The 23012-nt window shown below is 71.0% G+C and carries 24 protein-coding genes; 13 read left to right on the top strand and 11 right to left on the bottom strand.

Translation table 11 applies throughout. The features are described from left to right. Positions 1-37: 37 nt before the first annotated feature. Positions 38-1360, bottom strand: coding sequence for a PQQ-dependent sugar dehydrogenase (locus ACF3NH_RS02790; protein ID WP_422921780.1), 1323 nt, complete (start codon positions 1358-1360; stop codon positions 38-40). Positions 1361-1428: 68 nt separating this feature from the next. Between ACF3NH_RS02790 and pqqA the strand changes: the two genes are divergently transcribed. The 5 genes from pqqA to pqqE are packed head-to-tail and all read left to right on the top strand — an operon-like array spanning position 1429 to position 4591. Beyond that, complete coding sequence (pqqA, locus tag ACF3NH_RS02785) at positions 1429-1617, top strand: pyrroloquinoline quinone precursor peptide PqqA (protein WP_422921779.1); 189 nt, start codon at positions 1429-1431, stop codon at positions 1615-1617. Between the two features lie 10 nt (positions 1618-1627). Further along, the gene (pqqB, locus tag ACF3NH_RS02780) at positions 1628-2524 is read left to right on the top strand and encodes a pyrroloquinoline quinone biosynthesis protein PqqB (RefSeq protein ID WP_422921778.1); all 897 of its coding nucleotides are present in this window, start codon (positions 1628-1630) and stop codon (positions 2522-2524) included. Then, positions 2521-3249, top strand: coding sequence for a pyrroloquinoline-quinone synthase PqqC (gene pqqC / locus ACF3NH_RS02775; protein ID WP_198365894.1), 729 nt, complete (start codon positions 2521-2523; stop codon positions 3247-3249). Before pqqB ends, pqqC begins: the two co-directional genes overlap by 4 nt. Further along, the gene (pqqD, locus tag ACF3NH_RS02770) at positions 3246-3506 is read left to right on the top strand and encodes a pyrroloquinoline quinone biosynthesis peptide chaperone PqqD (protein ID WP_422921777.1); all 261 of its coding nucleotides are present in this window, start codon (positions 3246-3248) and stop codon (positions 3504-3506) included. The genes pqqC and pqqD overlap by 4 nt, the downstream gene beginning before the upstream one ends. After that, entirely contained in the window at positions 3503-4591 is a 1089-nt protein-coding gene (gene pqqE / locus ACF3NH_RS02765) for a pyrroloquinoline quinone biosynthesis protein PqqE (protein WP_422921776.1), read from the top strand. Before pqqD ends, pqqE begins: the two co-directional genes overlap by 4 nt. 167 nt (positions 4592-4758) lie before the next feature. Here the strand turns inward: pqqE and pcaF are convergent, their stop codons facing one another. The 3 genes from pcaF to ACF3NH_RS02750 are packed head-to-tail and all read right to left on the bottom strand — an operon-like array spanning position 4759 to position 7308. Next, positions 4759-5967: a 3-oxoadipyl-CoA thiolase gene (pcaF, locus tag ACF3NH_RS02760; RefSeq protein ID WP_198365897.1), complete on the bottom strand. Its 1209-nt coding sequence runs from the start codon at positions 5965-5967 to the stop codon at positions 4759-4761. Further along, positions 5967-6629 (bottom strand): 3-oxoacid CoA-transferase subunit B, encoded by a 663-nt coding sequence (locus ACF3NH_RS02755; RefSeq protein ID WP_422921775.1) that lies wholly within the window; start codon positions 6627-6629, stop codon positions 5967-5969. Before ACF3NH_RS02755 ends, pcaF begins: the two co-directional genes overlap by 1 nt. Before the next feature lie 10 nt (positions 6630-6639). Further along, positions 6640-7308, bottom strand: a complete 669-nt coding sequence (locus ACF3NH_RS02750; RefSeq protein WP_422921773.1) for a 3-oxoacid CoA-transferase subunit A — start codon at positions 7306-7308, stop codon at positions 6640-6642. A 373-nt stretch (positions 7309-7681) separates the two neighbouring features. Between ACF3NH_RS02750 and ACF3NH_RS02745 the strand changes: the two genes are divergently transcribed. Both ACF3NH_RS02745 and ACF3NH_RS02740 read left to right on the top strand, forming a co-directional pair. Then, positions 7682-8251: a hypothetical protein gene (locus tag ACF3NH_RS02745; protein WP_422921772.1), complete on the top strand. Its 570-nt coding sequence runs from the start codon at positions 7682-7684 to the stop codon at positions 8249-8251. After that, on the top strand, positions 8229-8510 hold the full coding sequence (locus ACF3NH_RS02740) for a hypothetical protein (RefSeq protein WP_422921771.1): 282 nt from the start codon (positions 8229-8231) through the stop codon (positions 8508-8510). Before ACF3NH_RS02745 ends, ACF3NH_RS02740 begins: the two co-directional genes overlap by 23 nt. Positions 8511-8938: 428 nt before the next feature. Here ACF3NH_RS02740 and ACF3NH_RS02735 read toward each other — a convergent pair whose 3' ends face one another. Continuing rightward, on the bottom strand, positions 8939-10255 hold the full coding sequence (locus tag ACF3NH_RS02735) for a dihydroorotase (RefSeq protein ID WP_422921770.1): 1317 nt from the start codon (positions 10253-10255) through the stop codon (positions 8939-8941). A 117-nt stretch (positions 10256-10372) separates the two neighbouring features. On the opposite strand from ACF3NH_RS02735, the gene ACF3NH_RS02730 reads away from it, so the two are divergent. The 6 genes from ACF3NH_RS02730 to ACF3NH_RS02705 all read left to right on the top strand — a co-directional run bounded on the left by ACF3NH_RS02730 (position 10373) and on the right by ACF3NH_RS02705 (position 16661). Then, the gene (locus ACF3NH_RS02730) at positions 10373-11056 is read left to right on the top strand and encodes a TenA family protein (protein WP_198365903.1); all 684 of its coding nucleotides are present in this window, start codon (positions 10373-10375) and stop codon (positions 11054-11056) included. Between the two features lie 44 nt (positions 11057-11100). Then, positions 11101-12552: a DNA repair protein RadA gene (radA, locus tag ACF3NH_RS02725; RefSeq protein ID WP_422921769.1), complete on the top strand. Its 1452-nt coding sequence runs from the start codon at positions 11101-11103 to the stop codon at positions 12550-12552. Between the two features lie 34 nt (positions 12553-12586). Beyond that, positions 12587-13144: a CvpA family protein gene (locus tag ACF3NH_RS02720; RefSeq protein WP_422921768.1), complete on the top strand. Its 558-nt coding sequence runs from the start codon at positions 12587-12589 to the stop codon at positions 13142-13144. Between the two features lie 11 nt (positions 13145-13155). Continuing rightward, positions 13156-14640: an amidophosphoribosyltransferase gene (purF, locus tag ACF3NH_RS02715; protein ID WP_198365906.1), complete on the top strand. Its 1485-nt coding sequence runs from the start codon at positions 13156-13158 to the stop codon at positions 14638-14640. After that, positions 14637-15389: an SDR family NAD(P)-dependent oxidoreductase gene (locus tag ACF3NH_RS02710; RefSeq protein ID WP_422921767.1), complete on the top strand. Its 753-nt coding sequence runs from the start codon at positions 14637-14639 to the stop codon at positions 15387-15389. The genes purF and ACF3NH_RS02710 overlap by 4 nt, the downstream gene beginning before the upstream one ends. A 210-nt stretch (positions 15390-15599) precedes the next feature. Next, the gene (locus ACF3NH_RS02705) at positions 15600-16661 is read left to right on the top strand and encodes an aspartate-semialdehyde dehydrogenase (RefSeq protein WP_422921766.1); all 1062 of its coding nucleotides are present in this window, start codon (positions 15600-15602) and stop codon (positions 16659-16661) included. Positions 16662-16707: 46 nt separating this feature from the next. Here ACF3NH_RS02705 and ACF3NH_RS02700 read toward each other — a convergent pair whose 3' ends face one another. The 6 genes from ACF3NH_RS02700 to rplI all read right to left on the bottom strand — a co-directional run bounded on the left by ACF3NH_RS02700 (position 16708) and on the right by rplI (position 23008). Continuing rightward, positions 16708-17481: an ABC transporter ATP-binding protein gene (locus ACF3NH_RS02700; protein WP_198365909.1), complete on the bottom strand. Its 774-nt coding sequence runs from the start codon at positions 17479-17481 to the stop codon at positions 16708-16710. Continuing rightward, positions 17478-18263 (bottom strand): MlaE family ABC transporter permease, encoded by a 786-nt coding sequence (locus tag ACF3NH_RS02695; RefSeq protein WP_198365910.1) that lies wholly within the window; start codon positions 18261-18263, stop codon positions 17478-17480. Before ACF3NH_RS02695 ends, ACF3NH_RS02700 begins: the two co-directional genes overlap by 4 nt. Positions 18264-18279: 16 nt before the next feature. Further along, positions 18280-19344 carry an alanine racemase gene (alr, locus tag ACF3NH_RS02690; RefSeq protein ID WP_422921765.1) on the bottom strand — a complete coding sequence of 355 codons (1065 nt, stop codon included), beginning with the start codon at positions 19342-19344 and terminating at the stop codon, positions 18280-18282. Next, positions 19331-20845 carry a replicative DNA helicase gene (locus ACF3NH_RS02685; RefSeq protein WP_198365912.1) on the bottom strand — a complete coding sequence of 505 codons (1515 nt, stop codon included), beginning with the start codon at positions 20843-20845 and terminating at the stop codon, positions 19331-19333. Before ACF3NH_RS02685 ends, alr begins: the two co-directional genes overlap by 14 nt. 115 nt (positions 20846-20960) lie before the next feature. Beyond that, positions 20961-22223, bottom strand: coding sequence for an SAM-dependent methyltransferase (locus tag ACF3NH_RS02680; protein WP_198365913.1), 1263 nt, complete (start codon positions 22221-22223; stop codon positions 20961-20963). Between the two features lie 215 nt (positions 22224-22438). Further along, the gene (rplI, locus tag ACF3NH_RS02675) at positions 22439-23008 is read right to left on the bottom strand and encodes a 50S ribosomal protein L9 (protein WP_198365914.1); all 570 of its coding nucleotides are present in this window, start codon (positions 23006-23008) and stop codon (positions 22439-22441) included. Positions 23009-23012: the final 4 nt, after the last annotated feature.

Below are 23012 nucleotides of genomic sequence, written 5' to 3'. Positions count from 1 at the left end.
CAACGCATCCGCGTCACGCGGCCCCAGGCGGCGCCTTTCAAGCGACGGGCGCGACGCGCCAGATGCGGTTGCCGGTGTCGTCCGTCACCAGCACGGCGCCGCGCGCGTCCTGGATCACGCCGACCGGCCGGCCGTGGGTCTCGCCCCGCTCCGGGTCAGGCATGAAGCCGGTCAGGAAGTCCTCCGCCAGACCGCTCGGCCGGCCCCCGGCGAAGGGGACGAAGGCGACGCGATAGCCGCTGAACGCGCTGCGGTTCCAGGAGCCGCGCTGCGCCACCAGGGCGCCGCCCCGGTAGCGTTCCGGCACCGCCGTGCCGCGCAGGAACTGCAGGCCGATGCAGGCCGTGTGGCTGCCCAGCGCGTAGTCCGGTGCGATGGCGGCGCGCACCAGGTCGGGCCGCTCATGCGCCATTCGGGGGTCGGGATGGCTGCCCCAGTAGCTGTAGGGCCACCCGTAGAAGCCGCCCTCGCGCACATGGGTGATATAATCCGGCACCAGATTGTCGCCGATGTTGTCGCGCTCGTTCACCGCGGTCCAGAGCGCGCCGGTCACGGGCTCCCAGTCCATGCCATTGGGGTTGCGCAGGCCATGGGCGAAGATCCGCTGGCCGCCGCCGTCGGGATCGATCTCCAGGATCGCGGCGCGGCGCCGCTCCTCCTCCATGCCATACTCGCCATTGTTGCTGGCCGAGCCGACCGAGACGTAGAGGCGCCGCCCATCGGGACTGGCGATGATGTTGCGCGTCCAGTGGTTGTTGTAGCCGCCTGCGGGCAGATCGAGAATGCGCTCGGCCCGGCTGCCGTCGATGCGCGTCTCGCCGGGCTGGAAGGGAAAGCGAAGCACGCCGTCCGTGTTCGCCACGTAGAGCCGCCCCTCGCGATAGAGCATCCCGAAAGGCTGGTTCAGATCGGTCAGCAGCACGTGGCGCTCCGGCTGCCCGGTGCCATCCACGTCACGCAGGAGCGTGATCCGGTTGGCGCTGCCGCCGGTCACGGTGCCCGCGCGCTTCTGCTGTGCCTGCTGCTCCCGCTCCTCCGCCGTCCGGGCCGGCTTCGGCAGGGTACGCGCCTCGGCGACCAGAACGTCGCCATTCGGCAGGAGATGCATCCAGCGCGGGCTGTCGAGGTCGCGCGCATATTCGGTCACGGCGAAGCCTGGCGCGGCGCGCGGCGTCTTGCCCTCCGGCCAGCCGATCTGGCGGGAGAAGTTGCGTGTCTCGTGACGAAGATCGGGCGCCGGCAGGGCGGGAGCGCGGCCGATGCCGGCGGCAGGAACCTCCTGGGCCCCGGCCCTTCCGGCCAATAGGCCGCCGGCGCCGAGGGCCGAGGCCAGGATCAGCCGGCGCGAGGTGATGGGCATGGGCAACTCCCGTCTCAGACAGCGATGCCGCCTCAATCCTGCCCGGCAGGATAGGTTTCCGATATGTCATGTTTCATCATCCCCACGGCAACTCCCGCTTCCGGGGCCGCGTTGAGCGGGATGCCAGGCCATGGGGCGCCCTGACCCCGGCCAGGGCGCAACCGCTGAGGAGCAGCCGCATGAAGATCTGGAAGAAGCCTCGAATCGTCGAGATCCGTACCGGCATGGAGATCAATTCCTACGCCGTTGCGGAGTGATCCGCGAGGGATGCGCTGGCTCGTGCTGGGCGCCGCGGCCGGTGGCGGGTTTCCCCAATGGAACTGCGCCTGTCCGAACTGCCGGGCGGTGCGGGCCGGTGATCCGCATCTCCGTCCGCGCAGTCAGTCCTCCCTGGCCATGGCCTTGCAGGAGGGGGACTGGCTGCTGGTGAATGCCGCGCCGGAGCTGCTGCAGCAGATCGCGCGGCAGCCTGTCCTGCATCCGAACAACCGGCAGCCGCGCCATAGTCCGCTCTCGCATGTTCTGCTCACGGGGGGCGAGATTGACCAGCTTGCCGGCCTGCTATCCCTGCGGGAGCGGCACGCCTTCGAGTTGCGGGCGACGCAGCGCGTCCTGGGCATTCTGGCGGAGAACCGCATCTTCGATGCGCTATCCGGCGAATGCGTGACGCGCCGGCCACTGCCTCTGGAGGAGGTCTGGAACCTGCCCGGCGGAGCCCGCCTGCGACTCTTCGCCATCCCCGGCAAGCCGCCGCTCTACCTTGAGGCGCAGGCGGAGGCCGAGGCCGAGGACACCGTCGCGGTGGAGGTCGAGGCGCGGGATGGCCGGCGCGCCTACTACATTCCCGCCTGTCATGCCGTGACAGCGGCGCTGCGCGAACGGATTCAGGGGGCGGAACTCCTGCTCTTCGACGGCACGGTCTGGACCGACGACGAGATGGCGCGGGCCGGCGTCGGAAGCAGGACAGGGCGTCAGATGGGCCATCAGCCACTCTCGGGCGCCGACGGGTCGCTCGCCGCCTTGTCCGGCCTCGACATCGGCCGGAAGGTGCTGATCCATGTCAACAACACCAACCCCGTGCTGCGCGAGGGCTCCCCAGAGCGGAACGAGGCGACGGCAGGAGGGTGGGAGATCGCGGAGGATGGCCTGGAGCTGTCATGGTGAGCCCGCTGCTGTCCCCGGAGGAGCTGGAGGTCGCGCTGCGCGCCATCGGCGCCGAGCGCTACCACAACCTGCATCCCTTCCATCGCCTGCTGCATGACGGGGCGTTGACCCGGGGCCAAGTGCAGGCCTGGGCGCTGAACAGATACTACTACCAGAGCCGCATCCCGCTGAAGGACGCCGCCTTCCTGTCCCGCGCCGAGGACCCGGCGCTGCGCCGCGTATGGCGGCAGCGGCTGGAGGATCATGACGGCGACGCGGACAACCCGGGCGGCATCCGACGCTGGCTGGCATTGACCGATGGCGTGGGGCTGGAGCGTGGCCAGGTGGAGGCCGGGACCGGCATCCTCCCGGCGACGCGCTTCGCCGTGGATGCCTATGTCCGCTTCGTTCGCGACCGCCCGCTTCTGGAGGCCGTCGCCTCCTCGCTGACGGAACTCTTCTCGCCCATCATCATCTCCGAACGCGTCGCCGGCATGTTGCGGCACTACGACTTCATCGACGCCGCGGCCCTGGACTATTTCTCGCACCGCATGGAGCAGGCGCCGCGCGATTCCGATTTCGCCCTGGACTATGTCCGCCGCGAGGCGAGAACGCCGGAGCAGCAGGCCCAGGTGCTGGAGGCCTTGCGCTTCAAGTGTGATGTCCTGTGGGCGCAGCTCGACGCCCTGCATCACGCCTATGTCGTGCCGGGCCTGATCCCGCCTGGCGGCTTCCGCCCGACGTGAGCGCGCCCCGCCTCTCGCCGCATGTGCGGCTGCATTATGACAGGCGCCGCGAGAGCTGGGTGCTGCTGGCGCCTGAACGCGTCCTGGTGCTGGACGACGTGGCCTACGCCATCCTGCGGCGGCTGGATGGACAGCACGATGTCGCGCGGCTCGCCGCCGCGCTGGCCGAGGAATACGACGCGCCGGCCTCCGCCATCGCCGAGGACGTCCGCGAGGTCCTGGAGGATTTGCGGCGGAAGGGGCTGGTGCAGCCGTGAACGTCCCAGGACCGCCCGCGATCCCGCCACCGCTGGGCCTGCTGGCCGAACTCACCCACCGCTGTCCGCTCGGGTGCCCCTACTGCTCCAACCCCGTGGACCTGGAGCGGCGGAACGCCGAACTCGACACGGCCACTTGGCAGCGGGTGCTGCGCGAGGCGGCGGCGCTCGGCGTGCTGCAACTGCATCTCTCGGGCGGCGAGCCGGCAGCGCGGCCGGATCTGGAGGCGATCACCGCCACGGCCACGGAAGTCGGCCTCTATGCCAATCTTATCACCTCCGGCGTGCTGCTGGACGCGGCACGGCTCAAGGCGCTTGCCGCCGCCGGCCTGCCGCATGTGCAGCTTTCCATCCAGCATGCCGATGCGCAGGCGGCGGACCACATCGCGCGTTTCCGCGGCGCCCATGCACGCAAGCTCGCGCTCGCCGAGGCGGTCCATGCCACCGGCATGGCGCTCACCGTCAACGCCGTGCTGCACCGGGAGAACGTGGACGCGCTGGAGGCGATGATCGCCCTGGCCGAGCGGATGGGCGCCACGCGGCTGGAAGTCGCGCATACGCAGTATCATGGCTGGGCGCTGCGTAACCGCGCGGCCCTGATGCCGGACGCCTCGCAGGTCGCGCGGTCACGGCAGATCGTGGCCGGAGCGGAGCGGCGCCTGGCGGGTCGGATGGCGATCGACTTCGTCACGCCGGACTATCATGCCAGCCGGCCCAAGGCCTGCATGGGCGGCTGGGGGCGGCGCTTCCTCAACGTGACGCCGAGCGGCGCCGTGCTGCCCTGTCATGCCGCCGAAAGCATTCCCGGATTGTCCTTCGACCGTGTCACCGAGCGCAGCCTGGAGCAGATCTGGTATGGCTCGGCCGCCTTCAACCGCTTCCGCGGCACGGGATGGATGTCCGAGCCCTGCCGGAGCTGCGAGCGCCGCGAGCTGGACTGGGGCGGCTGCCGCTGTCAGGCGCTGGCGCTGACCGGCGACGCGGCGCGGACCGATCCCGCCTGCGCTCTCTCGCCGGACCGCCGCCGGCTGGACGAGGCGCTGGCCGTGATGCCGGCGGAGGGCTTCGCCTGGCGCCGGCCATGACGCAGTAGGCTCGGCGCCGCCTGGCGGCGCCCTCCGCCGCGCCGCGGCCGTGATCGAGCCGCCGCCCCGCGCGCCCGGGGGGCGCGCGAGGGAGAGCTGCGGGAGGGCATGGACACCGGACGATCCGGTTCGTCCATTCCGATGGCGAAGGCCGGCCCGTCCGCCCTTCAGACCCGCTCCAGCACCATGGCGATGCCCTGGCCGACGCCGATGCACATGGTGACCAGGGCGTAGCGGGCCCGGCGGTGGTGCAGTTCCGCCACCGCCGTCTGCACCAGTCGCGCGCCGGACATGCCAAGCGGGTGGCCGAGCGCGATGGCGCCGCCATTCGGGTTCACATGCTCGGCGTCGTCCGGCAGGCCGAGGTCGCGCGTCACCGCCAGCGCCTGCGCGGCGAAGGCCTCGTTCAGCTCGATCACCTCGATCTCACCGAGCGAGAGGCCAGCCTTCTCCAGCACCTTGCGGGTGGCCGGCGCCGGGCCGAAGCCCATGATGCGCGGCGGCACCCCGGCCGTGGCGCTGGCCACCACGCGGGCGCGTGGCGTCAGCCCATGGCGCGCGGCGGCGTCCTCGCTGGCCAGCAGGATGGCGCAGGCCCCGTCGTTCACGCCCGAGGCATTGCCGGCGGTCACGCTGCCCCCCTCGCGGCGGAAGGGGGTGGGCAGGCGGGCCAGCGCCTCCAGCGTGGTCTCCGGGCGGGGGTGCTCGTCCTCGGACACGATCAGCGGCTCGCCCTTGCGGCGCCTGATCTCGACCGGGACGATCTCCTCGGCGAAGCGGCCGCGCAGCATGGCGGCCCGGGCACGCTGCTGGCTGCGGAAGGCGAAGGCGTCCTGGTCGGCGCGCGAGATCTGGAAGTCGGCGGCGACATTCTCCGCCGTCTCCGGCATCGAATCCACGCCGTAGCGCGCCTTCATCAGCGGGTTGACGAAGCGCCAGCCGATGGTGGTGTCATGGATCTCCGCCTGGCGGCCGAAGGCCTCCGCGCTCTTGCCCTGCACGAAGGGCGCGCGGGTCATGCTCTCGACGCCGCCGGCCAGCATGAGTTCCGCCTCGCCCGCCTTGATGGCACGGGCGGCGATGCCGGTGGCGTCCATGCCCGAGCCGCAGAGCCGGTTGACGGTGCTGCCGGGCACGCTGTCCGGCAGGCCGGCCAGCAGCAGGGCCATGCGCGCGACGTTGCGGTTGTCCTCGCCGGCCTGGTTGGCGCAGCCGAGCACGACGTCGTCCAGCGCGCCCCAGTCCAGCCCGGGGTGGCGCGCCACCAGCGCCCGGATCGGCACGGCGCCGAGATCGTCCGCGCGCACCGCGGCGAGCGCCCCGGCATAGCGGCCGATGGCGGTGCGCGCGGCGTCGCAGATGAAGGCCTCGGCCATCAGGCGGGCTCCGCCTGGCGCAGCGGCGCGTCGGTCCGGGCCTGCAGGTCGTCGAAACTCAGCCCCGGCGCCATCTCGACCACGGCGAAGCCCTGTTCCGTGACGTCCAGCACGGCGAGGTTGGTGTAGACCCGGCGCACCGAGCGCATCGCCGTCAGCGGATAGCCGCACTGGCGAACCAGCTTGGAACGGCCCTCCTTGGTCGTGTGCTCCATGATGACCCAGAGGTTCTTGGCGCCGGCGGCGAGGTCCATGGCGCCGCCCACGGCGGGGGCGGTGTCGTTGGCCGAGGTCGCCCAGTTGGCGATGTCGCCATTCTCCGCCACCTCGAAGGCGCCGAGCACGCAGAGGTCGAGATGCCCGCCGCGGATCATGGCGAAGCTGTCGGCGTGGTGCACATAGGCGCCGCCGCGGCGCAGCGTGACCAGCTGCTTGCCGGCATTGATCAGCCAGGGATCGGCATCCAGCTCACCGGGCGCCGGGCCCATGCCGAGCAGGCCGTTCTCGGAATGGAACACCACCTCGCGCTCCAGCGGCACGTAGTCGGCCACCATGGTCGGGATGCCGATGCCGAGGTTGACGTACCAACCTTCGGGAATGTCCCGCGCCAGGCGCCGCGCCATGTCCTTGCGCGACCAGGAAGTGAAGCTCGTCTCGCTCATGATGGCCTCCTCAGGCGACGGGATGGGTCAGGACGCGGTCGACGAAGATGCCGGGGGTCACGACATGCTCCGGGTCCAGCGTGCCGAGCGGCTCGATCAGGTCGACCTGGGCGATGGTGAGCTTCGCCGCCATGGCCATCACCGGGTTGAAGTTGCGGCCGGAGCGCCGGTAGGTGAGGTTGCCCCAGCGGTCGGCGCGGTGCGCCTGGACCAGCGCCACATCGCCCGGCAGGGCGTGCTCCAGCACGCAGGGGCGGCCGCCGAACTCGGCGGTGGGCTTGCCCTCGGTCAGCAGGGTGCCGTAGCCGGTCGGGGTGTAGAAGGCCGGCACGCCGGCGCCGGCGGCGCGCATGCGTTCGGCCAGCGTGCCCTGCGGCACGATCTCCAGCTCCAGCCGGCCCGCCTTGTACAGCTCCTCGAAGACCACCGAGCCGGCGCTGCGCGGGAAGGAGCAGATGATCTTCCGCACGCGGCCGAGTTCCATCAGCCGCGCCAGGCCGACGCGCCCGGCGCCGGCGTTGTTGGCGACGACGGTGAGATCCTTGGCGCCCTGCTCGATCAGGCCGTCGATCAGCGCATCGGGCTGGCCGACCGAGCCGAAGCCGCCGACCAGGACTGTGGAGCCATCGGCGATGCCCTGCATGGCCTCGGCCATGTCGCGGACGATCTTGTTGATCATGCGGGATTTTCCTGGTTGAGCATGGTTTCCTCCGCCGCCCGCTGTCAGCGCGGGCCGGTGCCATCCCGCGACACTAGGTCGGCCCTCCCACGCCCCGCAACGCCGTGCGCTATCCGCACAGGACCTTTCCGTGCCGGAAATCGGACCTGCCCGTGGAATTCGGACCTGCACGGTACTTTGTCGATGCATGAAACGAGATGGAGATGGTGCTGCCGCCGGGCACCCGCTTCGCGGTACTGAGGGTGCAGCAGGGCGTCACCAATGGCCTATGGGGCAAGGGTGTGGGAGCCTATGGCGTGTGATCGTCGACGTGATCGCATTGCCGCCCGAATGATGCCGCCCAAATGACCCCTCCGCCGCACGAGGTTCTGCGATGTCTGATCGTCCGCCGCCCAATCCCGCTCCTGCCCCCGACCAGGGCCGCCCCGCTGGCGCCGTCCCGGCCGAGGCGGCGCGCGCCACCGCCGCCGCGCTGCGCGAGGCCGCCCATCCCGGCTATCTCGGCGACCTCAAGGTGGTCGATGGGGTGCTGCGCGACCTCGCGCAGGCCTATGTCGAGCGCGTCCGCCTCGCCCTCGAGCAGCCCGATCCGTCGGCCGCCGCGCACGCCGGGGTGCAGCGGGACATCGACGAGGCCACGCGGGTCTGGCGGATCTTCACCGGCCAGGACCCGGCCTTCCGGCCGACCCGCCTGCACAGCCGCGAGGCCATGGATGCGCACGTGCTGCGGCACCATGCGGGCGCCGACCGCCAAGCCCCGACGCTCATGGCGGTGGTCGATTTCATGACCGCGATCGGCGCCGCGGCCATGCATTCCGACGGCCAGGAGGCCAATGCCGAGGCGCAGATCGAGGACGCCTTCGCCACCTACACGCGCCTGTTCGCCGGCCTGCCGTCGGCGCTGCCCGAGGAGCCCCCCCGTGACCGACGTCATCCCACCTGACGACTCCCCCGCCGTCCGCGTCGACCTGCCGCAGAGCGCCGAGGCCGAGCTGATGAAGGCCGATACCAGCCTCCGCACCGTATGGGGCTGGGCCTCGGTCATCTCCGAGCATGGCCAGCCGGTGGTCGACCGGCGGGGCGATGTTATCAGCGAGGTCAAGGTGCGCAAGGCCGCGCACGCCTTGTTCAGGACGTCCGCGTCGGCAAGGCCATGCATCAGGGCGTCGCGGTCGCCGAGCTGGTGGAGTCGGTGGTCCTAACCGAATTTCGAGGAGGCCGAGGAATCCGCTTGACGCCGGCCAGGGGACAGCGTTTATTGCGACTAACTCGCAGTTGCAGCGAGGGCTGGCGGAAAGCGGTTACTACCGTCCCACCGCTCCGGATCCCGCACTACTCTCCCCGGGTCCGCTAGTCCTCGCTCGCAGCGGGAACCGATACCTGGCCTGCAGGGGAGGCCAGGTGTCGGGAGCGGGCCGGGACGGAGCGCGTGTCACTATGCGAACCGCGCGCTCCAGGCTGGTGGCACCTGAAGGGGGACGCCATCCGCCAGACTTTCTTGCACGCGGGCAGGGCGTGCAGGTCCCGGTCCGCGCCCCCTTCCTTTTTTCAGGGAAGGCGGCGCGACCCTCTCTCAGGTGAGAATCCCCGGTCCACGCCGGCATGAGGCGCGACCTCCCGGCAGACCCCCTTAGTGGAAGAGCGCCGGCGCGCCGATGGCCTCGCCCAGGATCTCGTCCTCACGCATCACCAGATGGCCGCGCACCAGCGTCATCACCGGCCAGCCGGTGCAGGACTGGCCGGCGAAGGGCGTCCAGCCGCAGGGCGAGACAATCCAGCTCTCCTCGATGGTGCGGGTCTTGCGCAGGTCGACGATGGTGAAATCGGCATCGAAGCCGGCGGCCAGGCGGCCCTTGGTCACCGCGCCATAGACGCGCGCCGGGCCGGCGGCCATCAGGTCCACCATCCGGCCGAGGCTGAGGCGGCCGGCGTTCACGTGGTCCAGCATGATCGGCACCAGCGTCTGCACCCCGGTCAGCCCGGCGGCGGTGGCCGGCCAGGGCTTCTCCTTGTTGGCGCGGGAATGCGGCGCGTGATCGGAGCCGATGCAGTCCACCGTGCCATCGGCGACGGCGGCCCAGGCGGCCCGCATGTGCCGCTCGTCGCGGATCGGCGGGTTCATCACCGCGTAGCCGCCGAGCCGGTCATAGGCCTCGTCGGTCTGGCTGAGGTGGTTCACCAGCACCTCGACCGTGGCGACGTCGCGGAAGTCGCGCAGATAGGCCAGCTCCTCGGCCGTGGAGACATGCAGGATATGCGCCGGGCGGCCGGTCTCCCGCGCCAGCGCCATCAGGCGGCGGGTTCCGAGGAAGGCGCATTCCACATCGCGCCACTCGGCGTGCAGCCGGTGCGGGCCGCCGGCGGCATAGAGCGGCTTGCGCTCCTGCAGCCGGTACTCATCCTCCGAGTGGTAGCAGACGCGGCGGCGGCCGGAGCGCATCACCCGCTCCAGGCTGGCATCGTCCTCCACCAGGAGGTCGCCGGTGGAGGAGCCGGCGAAGACCTTCACGGCGCAGACATCCGGCTCCAGCTCCAGCGCCGCCAGCTTCGGGATGTTGGACTTGCCGGCGCCGATATAGAAGCCGATGTCGCACCAGGACTTCCCCTGCGCATAGGCCCGCTTCTCCTCCAGCGCCCTCTGCGTGGTGATGGAGGGGGTGGTGTTCGGCATGTCGAAGACGGTGGCGATTCCGCCCAGCACGGCGGCGCGGGTTCCGGTCGGGATCGTCTCCACCGCCGGATCGCCGGGGTCGCGCAGATGCACATGCGGGTCGATCAGGCCGGGCAGGACATGCAGCCCGCGGCAGTCGATCTCGCGCTCCGCCGTGGCGCCGCCGAGCGCGCCGATCGCGGCGATCCGGCCCGCGCGCACGCCGATATTGGCCTCCGCCTCGCCCCAGGGCAGCACGCAGCGTCCGCCGCGCAGGATGAGATCATAGCTGGTCATGCGGAAAATCCTCTCGGGGGCGGTGGTCTCTGATCCTGTCTCTAGGCAGAATCCATCGCGGCGGCGACCCCTCGCGGGAGGGGAAGGGGCCAAGGGACAAGGAAGGGAGGCGGCAGGATGGCCAGGGCGACACCGGAACCAGGCTTCTCGGCACAGTTGCGCCAGCGCTGTGCCGCCGACTGGGAGGCGGCGACCGGACACCGCTTCGTGGAGGAATTGCTGGCCGGGCGGGTGGAGCCGGCGGTGATGCGCCGCTACCTGGTGCAGGACTACCAGTTCATCGACCGCTTCGTGGCGCTGCTGGGGGCCGCCATCGCCAGCGCCGATTCCTATGCCGCGCGGCTGCGCCTCTCGCGCTTCCTGGCGATGATCACCAGCGACGAGAACACCTATTTCCAGCGCGCCTTCGACGCGCTCGGCGTGCCAGCGGCGGAGCGCGACGCCCCGGCGCTGAGCGAGACGACGCGCAGCTTCCAGGCGCTGATGGGCGTGGCGGCGGAGAGCCGGTCCTATGCCCGCTGCCTGGCCGTGCTTTGCGTCGCCGAGTGGCTCTACCTGAGCTGGGCCAGCCGGCTGGAGGGGCCGCCGCCGCCCGACTTCGTCCATGCCGAATGGATCGCCCTGCACGCGAACGAGGCCTTTCGCGACTTCGTGGGCTGGCTGCGTGGCGAGCTGGACCGGGTCGGGCCGGCGGAGGCGGATGTCTGCCTCGCCCTGTTCCGCCGCGCCGTGGCCCTGGAGCGGCGGTTCTTCGACGACCTCTATGGCGAAGGCGGGGCCGCGCCACCCCGCCCGGCCTGACGCCTCCCCTTTCCGCCGTACCTCTTCTGTTCCATATCTGCCGGATGGCCAAGTCCCCGAACCGCTTCGTCTGCCAGAACTGCGGCACCCTGGCGCCGCGCTGGCAGGGCCGCTGCGACACCTGCGGCGAATGGAACACCATCGTCGAGGAGCAGCCGGAGGTCCGCGCCCCCGGCCCGGCCGGCAAGTCGGGCGGCGGGCGGAAGCTGGAGTTCGTCGGGCTGAAGGGCCGCGCGGCGCCGCCGCCGCGCACGGTGAGCGGCATGGCGGAGCTGGACCGGGTGCTGGGCGGCGGCTTCGTGCCGGGCTCGGTCGTGCTGGTGGGCGGAGATCCGGGCATCGGCAAGTCCACCATCCTGCTGCAGGCGGCGGCGCGCATCGCCGCGGCGGGCCGGCGCGTGCTCTATGTCTCAGGCGAGGAGGCCATCGACCAGGTGCGGCTGCGCGCCCTGCGGCTGGGCCTGGCCGAGAGCCCGCTGGGCCTCGCCGCCTCCACCAGCCTGCGCGATATCGCGGCCAGCCTGGAGGAGGAGCGTGACGCCACGCTGGTGATCGTCGATTCGATCCAGACGGTCTGGCTCGACAGCCTCGATTCGGCGCCCGGCACGGTCAGCCAGGTGCGCGCCTGCGCCGCCGAGCTGACGCGCCTGGCCAAGACCCGCAACTTCGCGGTCGTGCTGGTCGGCCATGTCACCAAGGAGGGCACGCTGGCCGGTCCCCGCGTTCTGGAGCACATGGTCGATGCCACCCTCTACTTCGAGGGCGACCGGGGGCACCAGTTCCGCATCCTGCGGGCGGTGAAGAACCGTTTCGGCGCGACCGACGAGATCGGCGTCTTCGAGATGACCGACAAGGGGCTCATGGAGGTGGCCAACCCCTCGGCCCTGTTCCTGGCCGAGCGGCGCGGCAACATCTCCGGCAGCGCCGTCTTCGCCGGCATGGAGGGCACCCGCCCGGTGCTGGTGGAGATCCAGGCGCTGCTCTCGCCCTCGGCCTCCGGCGGCTCGCCCCGGCGGCAGGTGGTGGGCTGGGATTCCGGGCGGCTGGCCATGCTGATGGCGGTGCTGGAGAGCCGGTGCCGCGTCAGCCTCGGCCAGAACGACGTCTACCTGAACATCGCCGGCGGGCTGCGCATCAACGAGCCGGCGGCCGATCTGGCGGTGGCCGCCGCGCTGGTCTCCGCCGCCACCGACCGGCCGACCGATCCGGACCGGGTCTTCTTCGGCGAGGTCGGGCTCTCGGGCGAGGTGCGGCAGGTGGCGCAGACCGATCTCCGCCTGCGCGAGGCCGCGAAGCTCGGCTTCGCCGGCGCCACCCTGCCCCGCCGCGTGGCGCGGGGGGGGCGGACCCCGGGCAAGGGCCCGGAGGGGCTGCGGCTCGACGAGGTCGGGCATCTGGCGGATCTGGTGGCCCCGATCGCCGCGGCGGCGGCGGGCCAGGCCGGGGCGGCGCGGGCCGGGGCGGAGGCTCCGCCGGAAGGGCCAGAGGAAGAGTGACAGCCGGACAGGGCTTGGCTATAGGCTGGCGCCGATGACCTGGGTGGACGGCATTGTCCTCGCGGTGCTCGCCCTCTCGGCGCTCATCGCCTTCTTTCGCGGGCTGGTGCAGGAGGTGCTGGGCGTCGGCGCCTGGGCCGGCGCCGTGCTCTTCGCGCTCTACATGCTGCCCGGCACCGGGCCGCTGGTGAAGACCTGGGTCGAGCCGGACTGGCTGGCCGAGATCATCGCGCTCGGCGGTGTCTTCCTGGTTGCCCTCGTGGTGCTCAAGCTGATGATCGGCTGGTTCGCCGGCAGGGTGCGGGCTTCCGTGCTCGGGGGTCTGGACCGCGCCCTCGGCATGGTCTTCGGTCTCGCGCGGGGTGCTTTCCTGGTCGTCCTCGCCTATATCGTCGGCGGGCTGTTGCTTCCCGCTGTCGATCGCTGGCCGGAGCCGGTGCGCGACGCACGGACCCTACCCCTGGTGGCGGATGGCGCCGGGACGCTTGTCTCGTGGCTTCCGCCGGAGTATCGCCCGCGACTTCCCGATTTGCCGCAGCGCAGCATCCCCGGCATGGACGAGCTGCTGCGGCCCCCGGCGCGAGGCCGGTAGCGAGGACACCGATGCAGCCCCTGCCCTCCACCAACCCCTGGGATGAAGACGACGGCTTCCACGAGGAATGCGGCGTCTTCGGTGTCTGGAACGCCTCGGATGCCGCGGCGCTGACCGCCCTCGGGTTGCATGCCCTGCAGCATCGCGGGCAGGAGGCCTCGGGTGTCGTCGCCCTGACCGATCCGGGCTCGGAGAAGGGCGTGTTCAACGCGCATCGCGGCCTCGGGCTGGTGGGCGACATCTTCGGCGACGCCAAGGTGATGGCCGGGCTGAAGGGCCGCGCCGCCGTCGGCCACAACCGCTACGCGACGACGGGCGAGACGGCGCTGCGCAACGTCCAGCCGCTCTATGCCGATTTCGAGTTCGGCGGCCTCGCCGTGGCGCATAACGGCAACCTGACCAATGCGACGGCCCTCAAGCGCGCCCTGGTCCGCCGCGGCTGCCTGTTCCAGAGCACCACGGATTCGGAGGTCTTCGTCCACCTCATCGCCATCAGCCTCTACGCCAATGTGGTGGACCGCCTGATCGACGCGCTGAAGCAGGTGCAGGGGGCCTATTCGCTGATTGCCCTGCATCACGGCGCCCTGATCGGCGCCCGCGATCCGCTCGGCGTCCGCCCGCTGGTGCTTGGCCGGCTGCCCGAGGGCGCCATGGTGCTGGCCAGCGAGACCTGCGCCCTCGACATCGTCGGCGCCGAGTTCGTGCGCGACATCGAGCCGGGCGAGATCGTCGTCATCGATGACAGCGGGCTGCGCAGCATCAACCCCTTCGGCCGGCAGCAGAGCCGGTTCTGCATCTTCGAGTACATCTACTTCGCCCGGCCGGATTCCGTCATGGAAGGCACGCCGGTCTATGGCGTGCGCAAGTCGATCGGCGCCGAGCTGGCGCGCGAGAGCCATGTCGAGGCCGATGTCATCGTGCCGGTGCCCGATTCCGGCGTGCCCGCCGCCATGGGCTACGCCGCCGAGAGCGGCATCCCCTTCGAGCTCGGCATCATCCGCAACCACTATGTCGGCCGCACCTTCATCGAGCCGACCGACCAGATCCGCAATCTGGGCGTGAAGCTGAAGCATTCGGCGAACCGGCCGATGATCGAGGGGCGGCGGGTGATCCTGGTGGACGATTCCATCGTCCGCGGCACCACCTCCAAGAAGATCGTCGAGATGGTGCGGCAGGCCGGGGCCAAGGAGGTGCACATGCGCATCTCCTCGCCGCCGACGACGCATCCCTGCTTCTATGGCATCGACACGCCGGAGCGGGAGAAGCTCCTCGCCGCCAACCACGATGTCGAGGAGATGGCGCGCATCATCGGCGCCGACAGCCTGGCCTTCATCTCGCTCGACGGTCTCTACCGCGCCCTCGGCCACGCCCGGCGCGAGAGCGGCGCGCCGCAGTATTGCGACGCCTGCTTCACCGGCGACTATGCCATTCCGCTGACCGATCTCGTCGGCCATCCCGAGCGCGTGCCCGCCCTGCTGGCGGCGAACGGCCAGTGACAGGACAGCCAGAGACGGGGCGGCCGCTCGCCGGGCAGGTCGCCCTCATCACCGGCGCCAGCCGTGGCATCGGTGCCGCCACCGCCATCGAGCTGGCCCGGCTGGGGGCGCATTGCGTGCTGGTGGCGCGCACCCAGGGGGGGCTGGAGGAGACCGACGACGCGATCCGGGCGCTGGGCGGCGGGTCCACCCTGCTGCCCTTCGACCTGGTGAAGCAGGCCGACAAGATCGACGTCATCGGCCCCTCCCTGGTCGAGCGCTTCGGCCGGCTTGACATCCTGGTGCACAATGCCGGGGCGCTCGGCAGCCTGACGCCGGTGGCGCATATCCAGCCGCGCGACTGGGCGGATGTGGTCGGCGTCAACCTGACGGCAAGCTGGCGGCTGATCCGCACCTGCGACCCGCCGCTGCGCGCCGCGCCCGCCGGCCGGGCCGTCTTCGTCACCACCGGGCGGGTACGGCGGCCCAAGCCCTACTGGGGCGCCTATGGCGCGACCAAGGCGGGGATGGAGCATCTGGTCCTGACCTGGGCACGGGAGGTGGAGCACACCCCCCTGCGCGTGAACCTCTTCGACCCTGATGTGGTGGCGACCAAGATGCGCGCCCAGGCCATGCCGGGGGAGGACCCCGCCAGCATCGTCCAGCCCGCCGAGGTGGCGTCCGCGCTCGCCGCGCTCTGCCGGCCGGAGGAGGCACGGCATGGCAGCACCGTGGTTTTCGAGCGTCAGGCGGCACAGGCCGCCTCTTGACGGCGCCGTGCCGGCCGGCAAAATCCCTCGCATGTCCGTGACGATCACCCTCAAGCGCATTACCAAGACGACCGCTCCGGCGGGGCGTCCTCTGGTGGCTGCGCGGACCGACACCGCGGCATAGCACCAGAAGGCCCCGCCGGAGACGGACGGGGCCTTGCCGGACGGAACCGGCGCCCCGTCTCCTCCGGCCTCCATGGAAGAGACATCATGCTGTCCCTCGAAGAACCCGCCGAAGCCGCCTTCCGCCAGGTCGAGGCCGCCGCGCCCGTGGTGGCCATCATCGGCGCCACCGGCGCCGTCGGTGTCGAGCTGCTGCGCTGCCTGGAGAGCCGGGGCTTCCCGCTCGGCGGGCTGAAGCTGCTGGCCTCGCCGCGCTCGGCGGGCCGGACGCTCGACTTCAAGGGCCGGCCCGTCACGGTTGAGGCGCTGACCGAGGACAGTTTCGCGGGCGTCGACATCGCGCTCTTTTCCGCCGGCTCCGGCATCTCCAAGCGCTTCGCCGCCGCCGCGGTGAAGGCGGGCGCCCTGGTGGTGGACAATTCCTCGGCCTTCCGCATGGAGCCCGAGGTGCCGCTGGTGGTGCCGGAAGTGAACGCGGCCGCCCTGGCCGGGCATCACGGCATCGTCGCCAACCCGAACTGCGTCGCCGCCATCGCCACCGTTGCCCTGGCGCCGCTGCACCGCGCCCACCCCATCCGCCGGCTGACGGCCGCGACCTACCAGGCGGCCTCCGGCGCCGGCGCCGCGGCGATGGAGGAGCTGCGCGAGGCCACCGCCGCCTATCTCCGGGGCGAGAGCTTCGAGCCCAAGGTCCTGCCGCACCCCTACGCCTTCAACCTGTTCAGCCACAACGCCGAGATGGACCCGGAGAGTGGCTACAACGGCGAGGAGACCAAGGTGGTGGCGGAGACCCGCCGCATCCTCGGCGCGCCCGAGCTGCCGATCGGCATCACCTGCATCCGCGTGCCCGTGCTGCGCGCGCATGCCATGGCGCTGACCGTGGAGTTCGACGAGGTGGTGACGCCGGAGGAGGCGCGCGAACTGCTGGCCGCCGCGCCGGGCCTGCGCCTGGTAGACGACCGCGCCGCCAACCACTTCCCGATGCCCTCCGAGGCCACGGGCCAGGACGATGTGCTGGTGGGCCGCATCCGCCGCGATATCGGCGACCCCTCGGGCCGTTCGCTCGCCCTGTTCGTGGCCGGCGACCAGTTGCTGAAGGGCGCGGCGCTGAACGCGGTGCAGATCGCGGAACTGCTGCTGAAGCGGTAGGCGGGCAGGGGAGGGGGCTCGCGCCCCCTTCCGACCTCCGGCCTGCCTACTTCCGCAATTCCATCCCGATCGGCCCCTCGCGCTCGCCGCGCGCGAACTGGTCCACCATGGCATTGCCGGTCTGGCCCAGCGTCGCGGCGGGGCCGGTCCAGACGATGCGGCCCTTGTGGATCATCGCCGCCGTGTCGCCGATGCGCCGTGCGCTGGCCATGTCGTGGGTGATGGAGACGGCGGTCGCGCCCAGCTTCTTCACGGTGTCCACGATCAGCCCGTCGATCACGGCGCCCATGATCGGGTCGAGGCCGGTGGTCGGCTCGTCGAAGAAGATGATGTCCGGCCGCGCCGCGATGGCGCGCGCCAGGCCGACGCGCTTCTGCATGCCCCCCGAGAGCTCGGCGGGCGAGAGATCGCCGACGCTGCCGTCGAGCCCGACCTGGGCCAGGATCTCCGCCGCCTTGCCGCGGGCCTCGGCCCGGGTGACGCGCTTCTGCGCCAGCAGCTTGAAGCAGACATTCTCCCAGACCGGCAGGCTGTCGAACAGCGCCGCGTTCTGGAACAGCATGCCGATGCGGTCGTTCAGCGCCTCGCGCTCGCGCCGGGGCATGGTCAGGACATCGTGCCCGTCGATCTCGATCGAGCCGGAATCCGGCGTGATCAGGCCGAGGATGCACTTGATGGTGACGGACTTGCCGGAGCCCGAGCCGCCCAGGATCACCATGCTCTGCCCGGCCCCGACATCGAGATCGACGCCGTCCAGCACCTTCTTGGCGCCGAAGCTCTTGGTCAGGCCGCGCAGGCGGATTTTCGGGGTGCTGCTCATGCGCCGAAGAACAGGGCGGTCAGGACATAGTCCAGCGCCAGGATGAGGATGGAGGAGGAGACCACGGCCGAGGTGGTGGCCGCGCCGACGCCCTGCGCGCCGCCCTTGCTGCGATAGCCGCTGTAGCAGCCCATCAGCGTGATGATGAAGCCGAAGACCGCCGCCTTCACCAGGCCGGAGATGACATCCATCGGCTCCAGGAAGTTCAGCGTCGAGGTCAGATAGGAGGTCGAGGTGAAGCCGAGCTGGGTGGTGCCGATGAGCCAGCCGCCCATGACACCGAGGATATCGGCGATCACCACCAGCAGCGGCATGGCCAGCGTGCCCGCCAGCAGGCGGGGCGCCACCAGGTACTTCATCGGGTTGGTCGAGAGCGTGGTCAGCGCGTCGATCTGGTCGGTGACGCGCATGGTGCCGATCTCGGCGGCGAAGGCGGCGCCGATGCGGCCCGCCACCATCAGCCCGGCCAGCACCGGCCCCAGTTCCCGGGTGATGGAGATCACCACCACATTGGCGATGGCGCTCTCGGCGCCGAAGCGCGAGAAGCCCGAATAGGACTGCAGCGCCAGCACCATGCCGGTGAAGACCGCCGTCAGCGAGACCACCGGCAGGGAGAAATAGGCGATCTCGACGAAGGCGCGGCCGATCAGATGGGGATAGAAGGGCGGCCGCACGATATGCGACACGCCGTTCATCGCGAAGAGCACGATGCCGCCCACCGTACGGAGGGCCTCCAGGACGCCGCGTCCGATCGCGGCGAGGAAATCCAGGACGAGGGTCAAGTTCGGGGGCGCCAGTTCATGCCGGGATGTAGCGCCGCTGGTAGCGGGCGCCGAGGGCGGTAAGGATCTCGTAGCCGATGGTCCCGGCACGCGCGGCGACATCGTCCGGCGTCTGCGCCGCGCCGATCAGCTCGATGCGGTCGCCGGGCGCGACATCCAGGCCGGTGACGTCGAAGGTGGCGAGGTCCATGGAGACGCGGCCTACCAGCGGGACGGGGTGTCCGTCCAGGCTGCCGATGGCCTGACCTGAAAGGCTGCGGGGATAGCCATCGGCATAGCCCACGGCGACGGTGGCGATCCGACTCGGGCGTGGCGCCCGCCAGGAGGCGCCGTAGCCCACGGTCGCGCCTTCCGGTACCTCGCGCACCTGCAGGACGGGCGCGGTGAGCCGCACCGCCTGCCGCATCGGGTTGGGGCGGCCCGGAGTGGGGTTGATGCCGTAGAGCGCGCAGCCGGGGCGCGCCAGGTCGGAGGCGAAGTCCTCGCCCAGGAACAGGCCGGCGGAATTGGCGAAGCTGCGCGGAACGCCGGGAAGCGCCGCGCAGCCGGCGGCGAAGCGGCGCGCCTGCTCGGCGTTCAGCGGATGGTCCGGCTCGTCGGCGCAGGCGAGGTGGGTCATGACGTAGCGCAGCCCCAGCCCCGAGAGATCCCCCACCCCCGCCAGCCCGGCGGCGTCCAGCCCGAGCCGCTCCATCCCGGTATCGAGGTGCAGGATGGCGCCGGTCGTGCCGGCGGCCCGGTGGGCCGCGACATCCTGCGGCGTGTTCAGCACCGGGGTCAGCGCGGCCCCCTGGTCGGCGCCCGGCGCGAAGCCACCCAGCACCGCGATCATCGGCCCATGGCTCAGCACGCGCCGCAGGGCGATGCCCTCCGAGAGATGGGCGACGAAGAAGTACCAGCAGCTGGCGGCCGCCAGGGCCTTGGCCACCGGCCCGGCGCCGAGGCCATAGGCATCGGCCTTGACCACCGCGGCCACGGCGCCATCCACATGCCGCTCACAGAGCGACTGCCAGTTGCCGACGATGGCGCCGAGGTCGACCTCCAGAAGCCCGGCGCGCTCGCCGGGGTCAGTAGCCGTCATGCGCGCCGCCATGGTGGATGTCGAGGTCGCCGAAGCGGGTGAACTCGGCCTCGAAGAAGAGGGGGATGGTGCCGGTCGGACCGTGCCGCTGCTTGGCCACGATCAGGTCGGCGCGGTTGTAGGCCTTCTCCATCCGCTCCTTCCAGGCCGCCAGGGCATTCTCGTACTTCTCCCCATTGTCGAAGCCGGCCGCCTTGGGTTCCTGCATCTTCAGATAGTAGTCGTCGCGGTAGACGAACATCACCATGTCGGCATCCTGCTCGATCGAGCCCGATTCGCGCAGGTCGGCGAGCTGCGGCCGCTTGTCCTCGCGGTTCTCCACCTGGCGGGACAGCTGCGAGAGGGCGATCACGGGCACCGCCAGCTCCTTGGCGATGGCCTTCAGCCCCTGCGTGATCTGGCTGATCTCCTGCACCCGGTTCTCGGGGCGGGAGCCGGCGGCCGGGCGCATGAGCTGCAGGTAGTCGACCACGATCAGGTCCAGGCCGCGCGTGCGCTTGATGCGCCGGCAGCGGGTGCGCAGCGCCGAGATGGTGATGGCCGGCGTGTCGTCGATGAAGAGCGGCAGGCGGGCCAGCTCACGGCTGACCTCGACGAAGCGGTCGAAGTCGCGCTGCTGGATCTCGCCGCGGCGGATGCGGTCGCCCGAGACCCGCGCCTCCTCCGAGAGCAGGCGGGTGGCGAGCTGGTCGGCGCTCATTTCCAGCGAGAAGATGGCGCAGCCGCCCTTGGGCACGGCGCCGGGCCCGTGCTCGTCCTCGGCGGCGCGCAGGAGGGACTTGGCGGCGCCGAAGGCGATCTTGGTGGCCAGCGCCGTCTTGCCCATGCCCGGGCGGCCGGCGAGGATGACGAGGTCAGAGGGGTGCAGCCCGCCCGTCTTGGCGTCGAGGTCGCGCAGGCCCGAGGGCAGGCCGGAGACGCCGCCGCCGCTGGTGAAGGCCTTCTCCGCCATGGTGACGGCCTCGGTCAGCGCCCGGCCGAAGGTGACGAAGCCGCCCTCCGAGCCGCCATCCTTGGCGAGGTCGAAGAGCGCCTGCTCGGCCGCTTCCAGCTGCTCCTTGGCGCCCAGCTCGGCCTCGGCGCCGAAGGCGCGGTTCACCACCGTCTCGCCCAGGTCGATGAGCTGCCGCCGCAGCCAGGCGTCATGGATGACGCGGCCATATTCGCCGGCATTGATGATGCCGACCATGGCGGTCAGCAGCTCGGCCAGATAGGCGCTCCCGCCCACCTCCTGCAGCACGCCGGAATGCTCGAACTCGGCGCGCAGCGTCACCGCGTCGGCGAGCTGGCCCGCCTCGATCCGGCGTTGGATGGCGGCGTAGATGCGGCCATGCACGGCATGGGCGAAATGCTCGGGCGCCAGGAACTCGGAAACCCGCTCATAGGCCTTGTTGTTGGCCAGCAGCGCTCCCAGCAGCGCCTGCTCGGCCTGCGCATTCGCCGGGGGCTGCCGCTGCGACAGGCCGATCAGCCCGTCTCCGGGAGGGGGAACGCTGTTCATCCCCCCTACTTAGCCCGAGAGGCCGTCGGGGTGGAAACCGGGGGCTGTGGATAACGGGGATGTTCCGGATTGGGAATTGTGCCGCCGGCCCGGCACACCGCCCGGCGGCCGCCCCTCAGGGCCGCGGGCGGCAGGCCATCTCGCCGCCGGTCCGCCCCTGCGCCTGCGCGCTTTCCGCCGCCGCCCGCTCGGCCGCCTGCATGTAGTCCCGCGTCAGCGGCAGCGTCTCGGGCGAGCGGGTGAGCTGCAACTGCCAGTTCATATGCCCCATGCGCCGGAAGGCCAGCTCGGAGCCGATCAGGTAGAATTCGAACATGCGGCAGAAGCGTTCGTCATAGAGGCTCTGGATGGCGTCCCGGTTGGCGGCGAAGCGGCGGCGCCAATGCGCCAGGGTCTGCGCGTAGTGCAGCCGCAGGATCTCGATATCGGTCGTCCAGAGGCCGGACTTCTCGACATGCGGCAGCACCTCGGAGAGGGCCGGGGAGTAGCCGCCCGGAAAGATGTACTTGGCGATCCAGGGGTTGGTGCTGCCCGGCCCGTCGCTGCGGCCGATGGCGTGGATCAGCGCCACCCCGTCAGGCTTCAGGGCCGCGCGCAGGCTGCGGAAGAAGCGGCGGTAATGATCCACGCCGACATGCTCGAACATGCCGACCGAGACGATCCGGTCCACCGGCTCACGCCAGTCGCGGTAGTCCATCAGCTCGAAGCGCACGCGATCGGCCAGGCCGGCCTCGGCGGCGCGGCCGCGGGCCACCTCCAGCTGCTCGGTGGAGAGGGTGATGCCGGTGACGCGGACGCCATGCTCCCGCGCCAGGTGCAGGGCCATGCCCCCCCATCCGCAGCCGATGTCGAGGACATGGAGGTCAGGATGGTCGAGCTTCAGCTTAGCGGCGATGTGCCGCTTCTTCAGCAGCTGCGCCTCCTCCAGGGACTCCTCGCCGGTCGGGAAATAGGCGCAGGAGTACTGCCGGTCGCGGTCCAGGAAGAGGGCGTAGAGGCGTCCGTTCAGGTCGTAGTGATGGGCGACGTTGCGGCGCGCGCGCCCCGCCGGGTTCAGCTGGTCGAAGCGGCGGCGCAGCCAGCGCAGCTTCTCCATCACCCGCTCCCCCGGGTGCCCGGCTTCCATCAGGTTGAGGACCAGCAGGTCCATCACCTCGTAGAGCGTGCTGCCGACCGGGCGGATCTCGCCGTTCATGTAGCCTTCGCCGAAGGCCAGGCCCGGATTGGTCACCAGCCGCCACTCGGCGCGCCGGCTGCGGATCTCGAAGGCGGCGGAAGGCCCGTCCTGGCCACCGTAGCGGCGTTCCACGCCGTCCGGGTAGCGAACGGTCAGCCGCCCGTGACGGATCATACGGGACAGCACACGATCAAACGGCATGTCTGGGCCCTCGCTGCTCACCACGATCCCGCATGTTGGGGAAAGGTCGCGAGGGCTGTCCAGTCACGCGGGGGCGAGGCCGATGGCCCCCCAAATCATGCCGGCCCACCGGAGGATGCCGCCGGCGGACCTCCGCGACGACAAAAGGGGGAGCGCCTGTCCGGCACTCCCCCCTCTCGACGCGTCCGTGGCCTCGGTGGAGGCCGGGGCCGGTCTTACTCTTCGCTGGCGGCGCCCAGCTCGGACAGCTCGGCGGCCAGCTCGGCCTCCAGGCTCTCCTCCTCGGCCTGCTGCTCGGCGCGAAGATCCTCGCCGCGCGCCTGCTTCTCGGCCTCTTCCGGGGAACGGGCGACGTTCACCGTCACGAACAGATCCACCTCCGGATGCAGCGCGACGCGAACCTGGGTCAGGCCCACGGTCTTGATCGGCTGCTCCAGCAACACCTGGTTGCGGAAGATGGTCAGGCCGGCTTCCCGGCAGGCCTCGGCGATGTCGCGGCCGGACACAGAGCCATAGAGGCCGCCGGCCTCGCCCGCCTGGCGGATGATGACGACCGTGAGGCCGTCCATCCGCTCGGCGATGCGCTCGGCTTCCTCGCGGCGCTTCAGGTTCTGGGCTTCCAGCTGAACGCGCTCGCGCTCGAACCGGGCCAGATTGTCCTTGTTGGCGCGGATCGCCTTGCCCTGCGGGAGCAGGAAGTTGCGGGCATAGCCAGGGCGGACCTTCACCAGCTCGCCCATCTGGCCGAGCTTGTCGACCCGCTGCATCAGGATGACTTCGATCATCGGT

Origin of the sequence: Pseudoroseomonas sp. WGS1072 (assembly GCF_049340465.1) — a bacterium.
GTDB lineage: Bacteria > Pseudomonadota > Alphaproteobacteria > Acetobacterales > Acetobacteraceae > Pseudoroseomonas.
The sequence above is the reverse complement of the archived record's forward strand: the minus strand, read 5'-3'. Positions and strand labels throughout refer to the sequence as shown.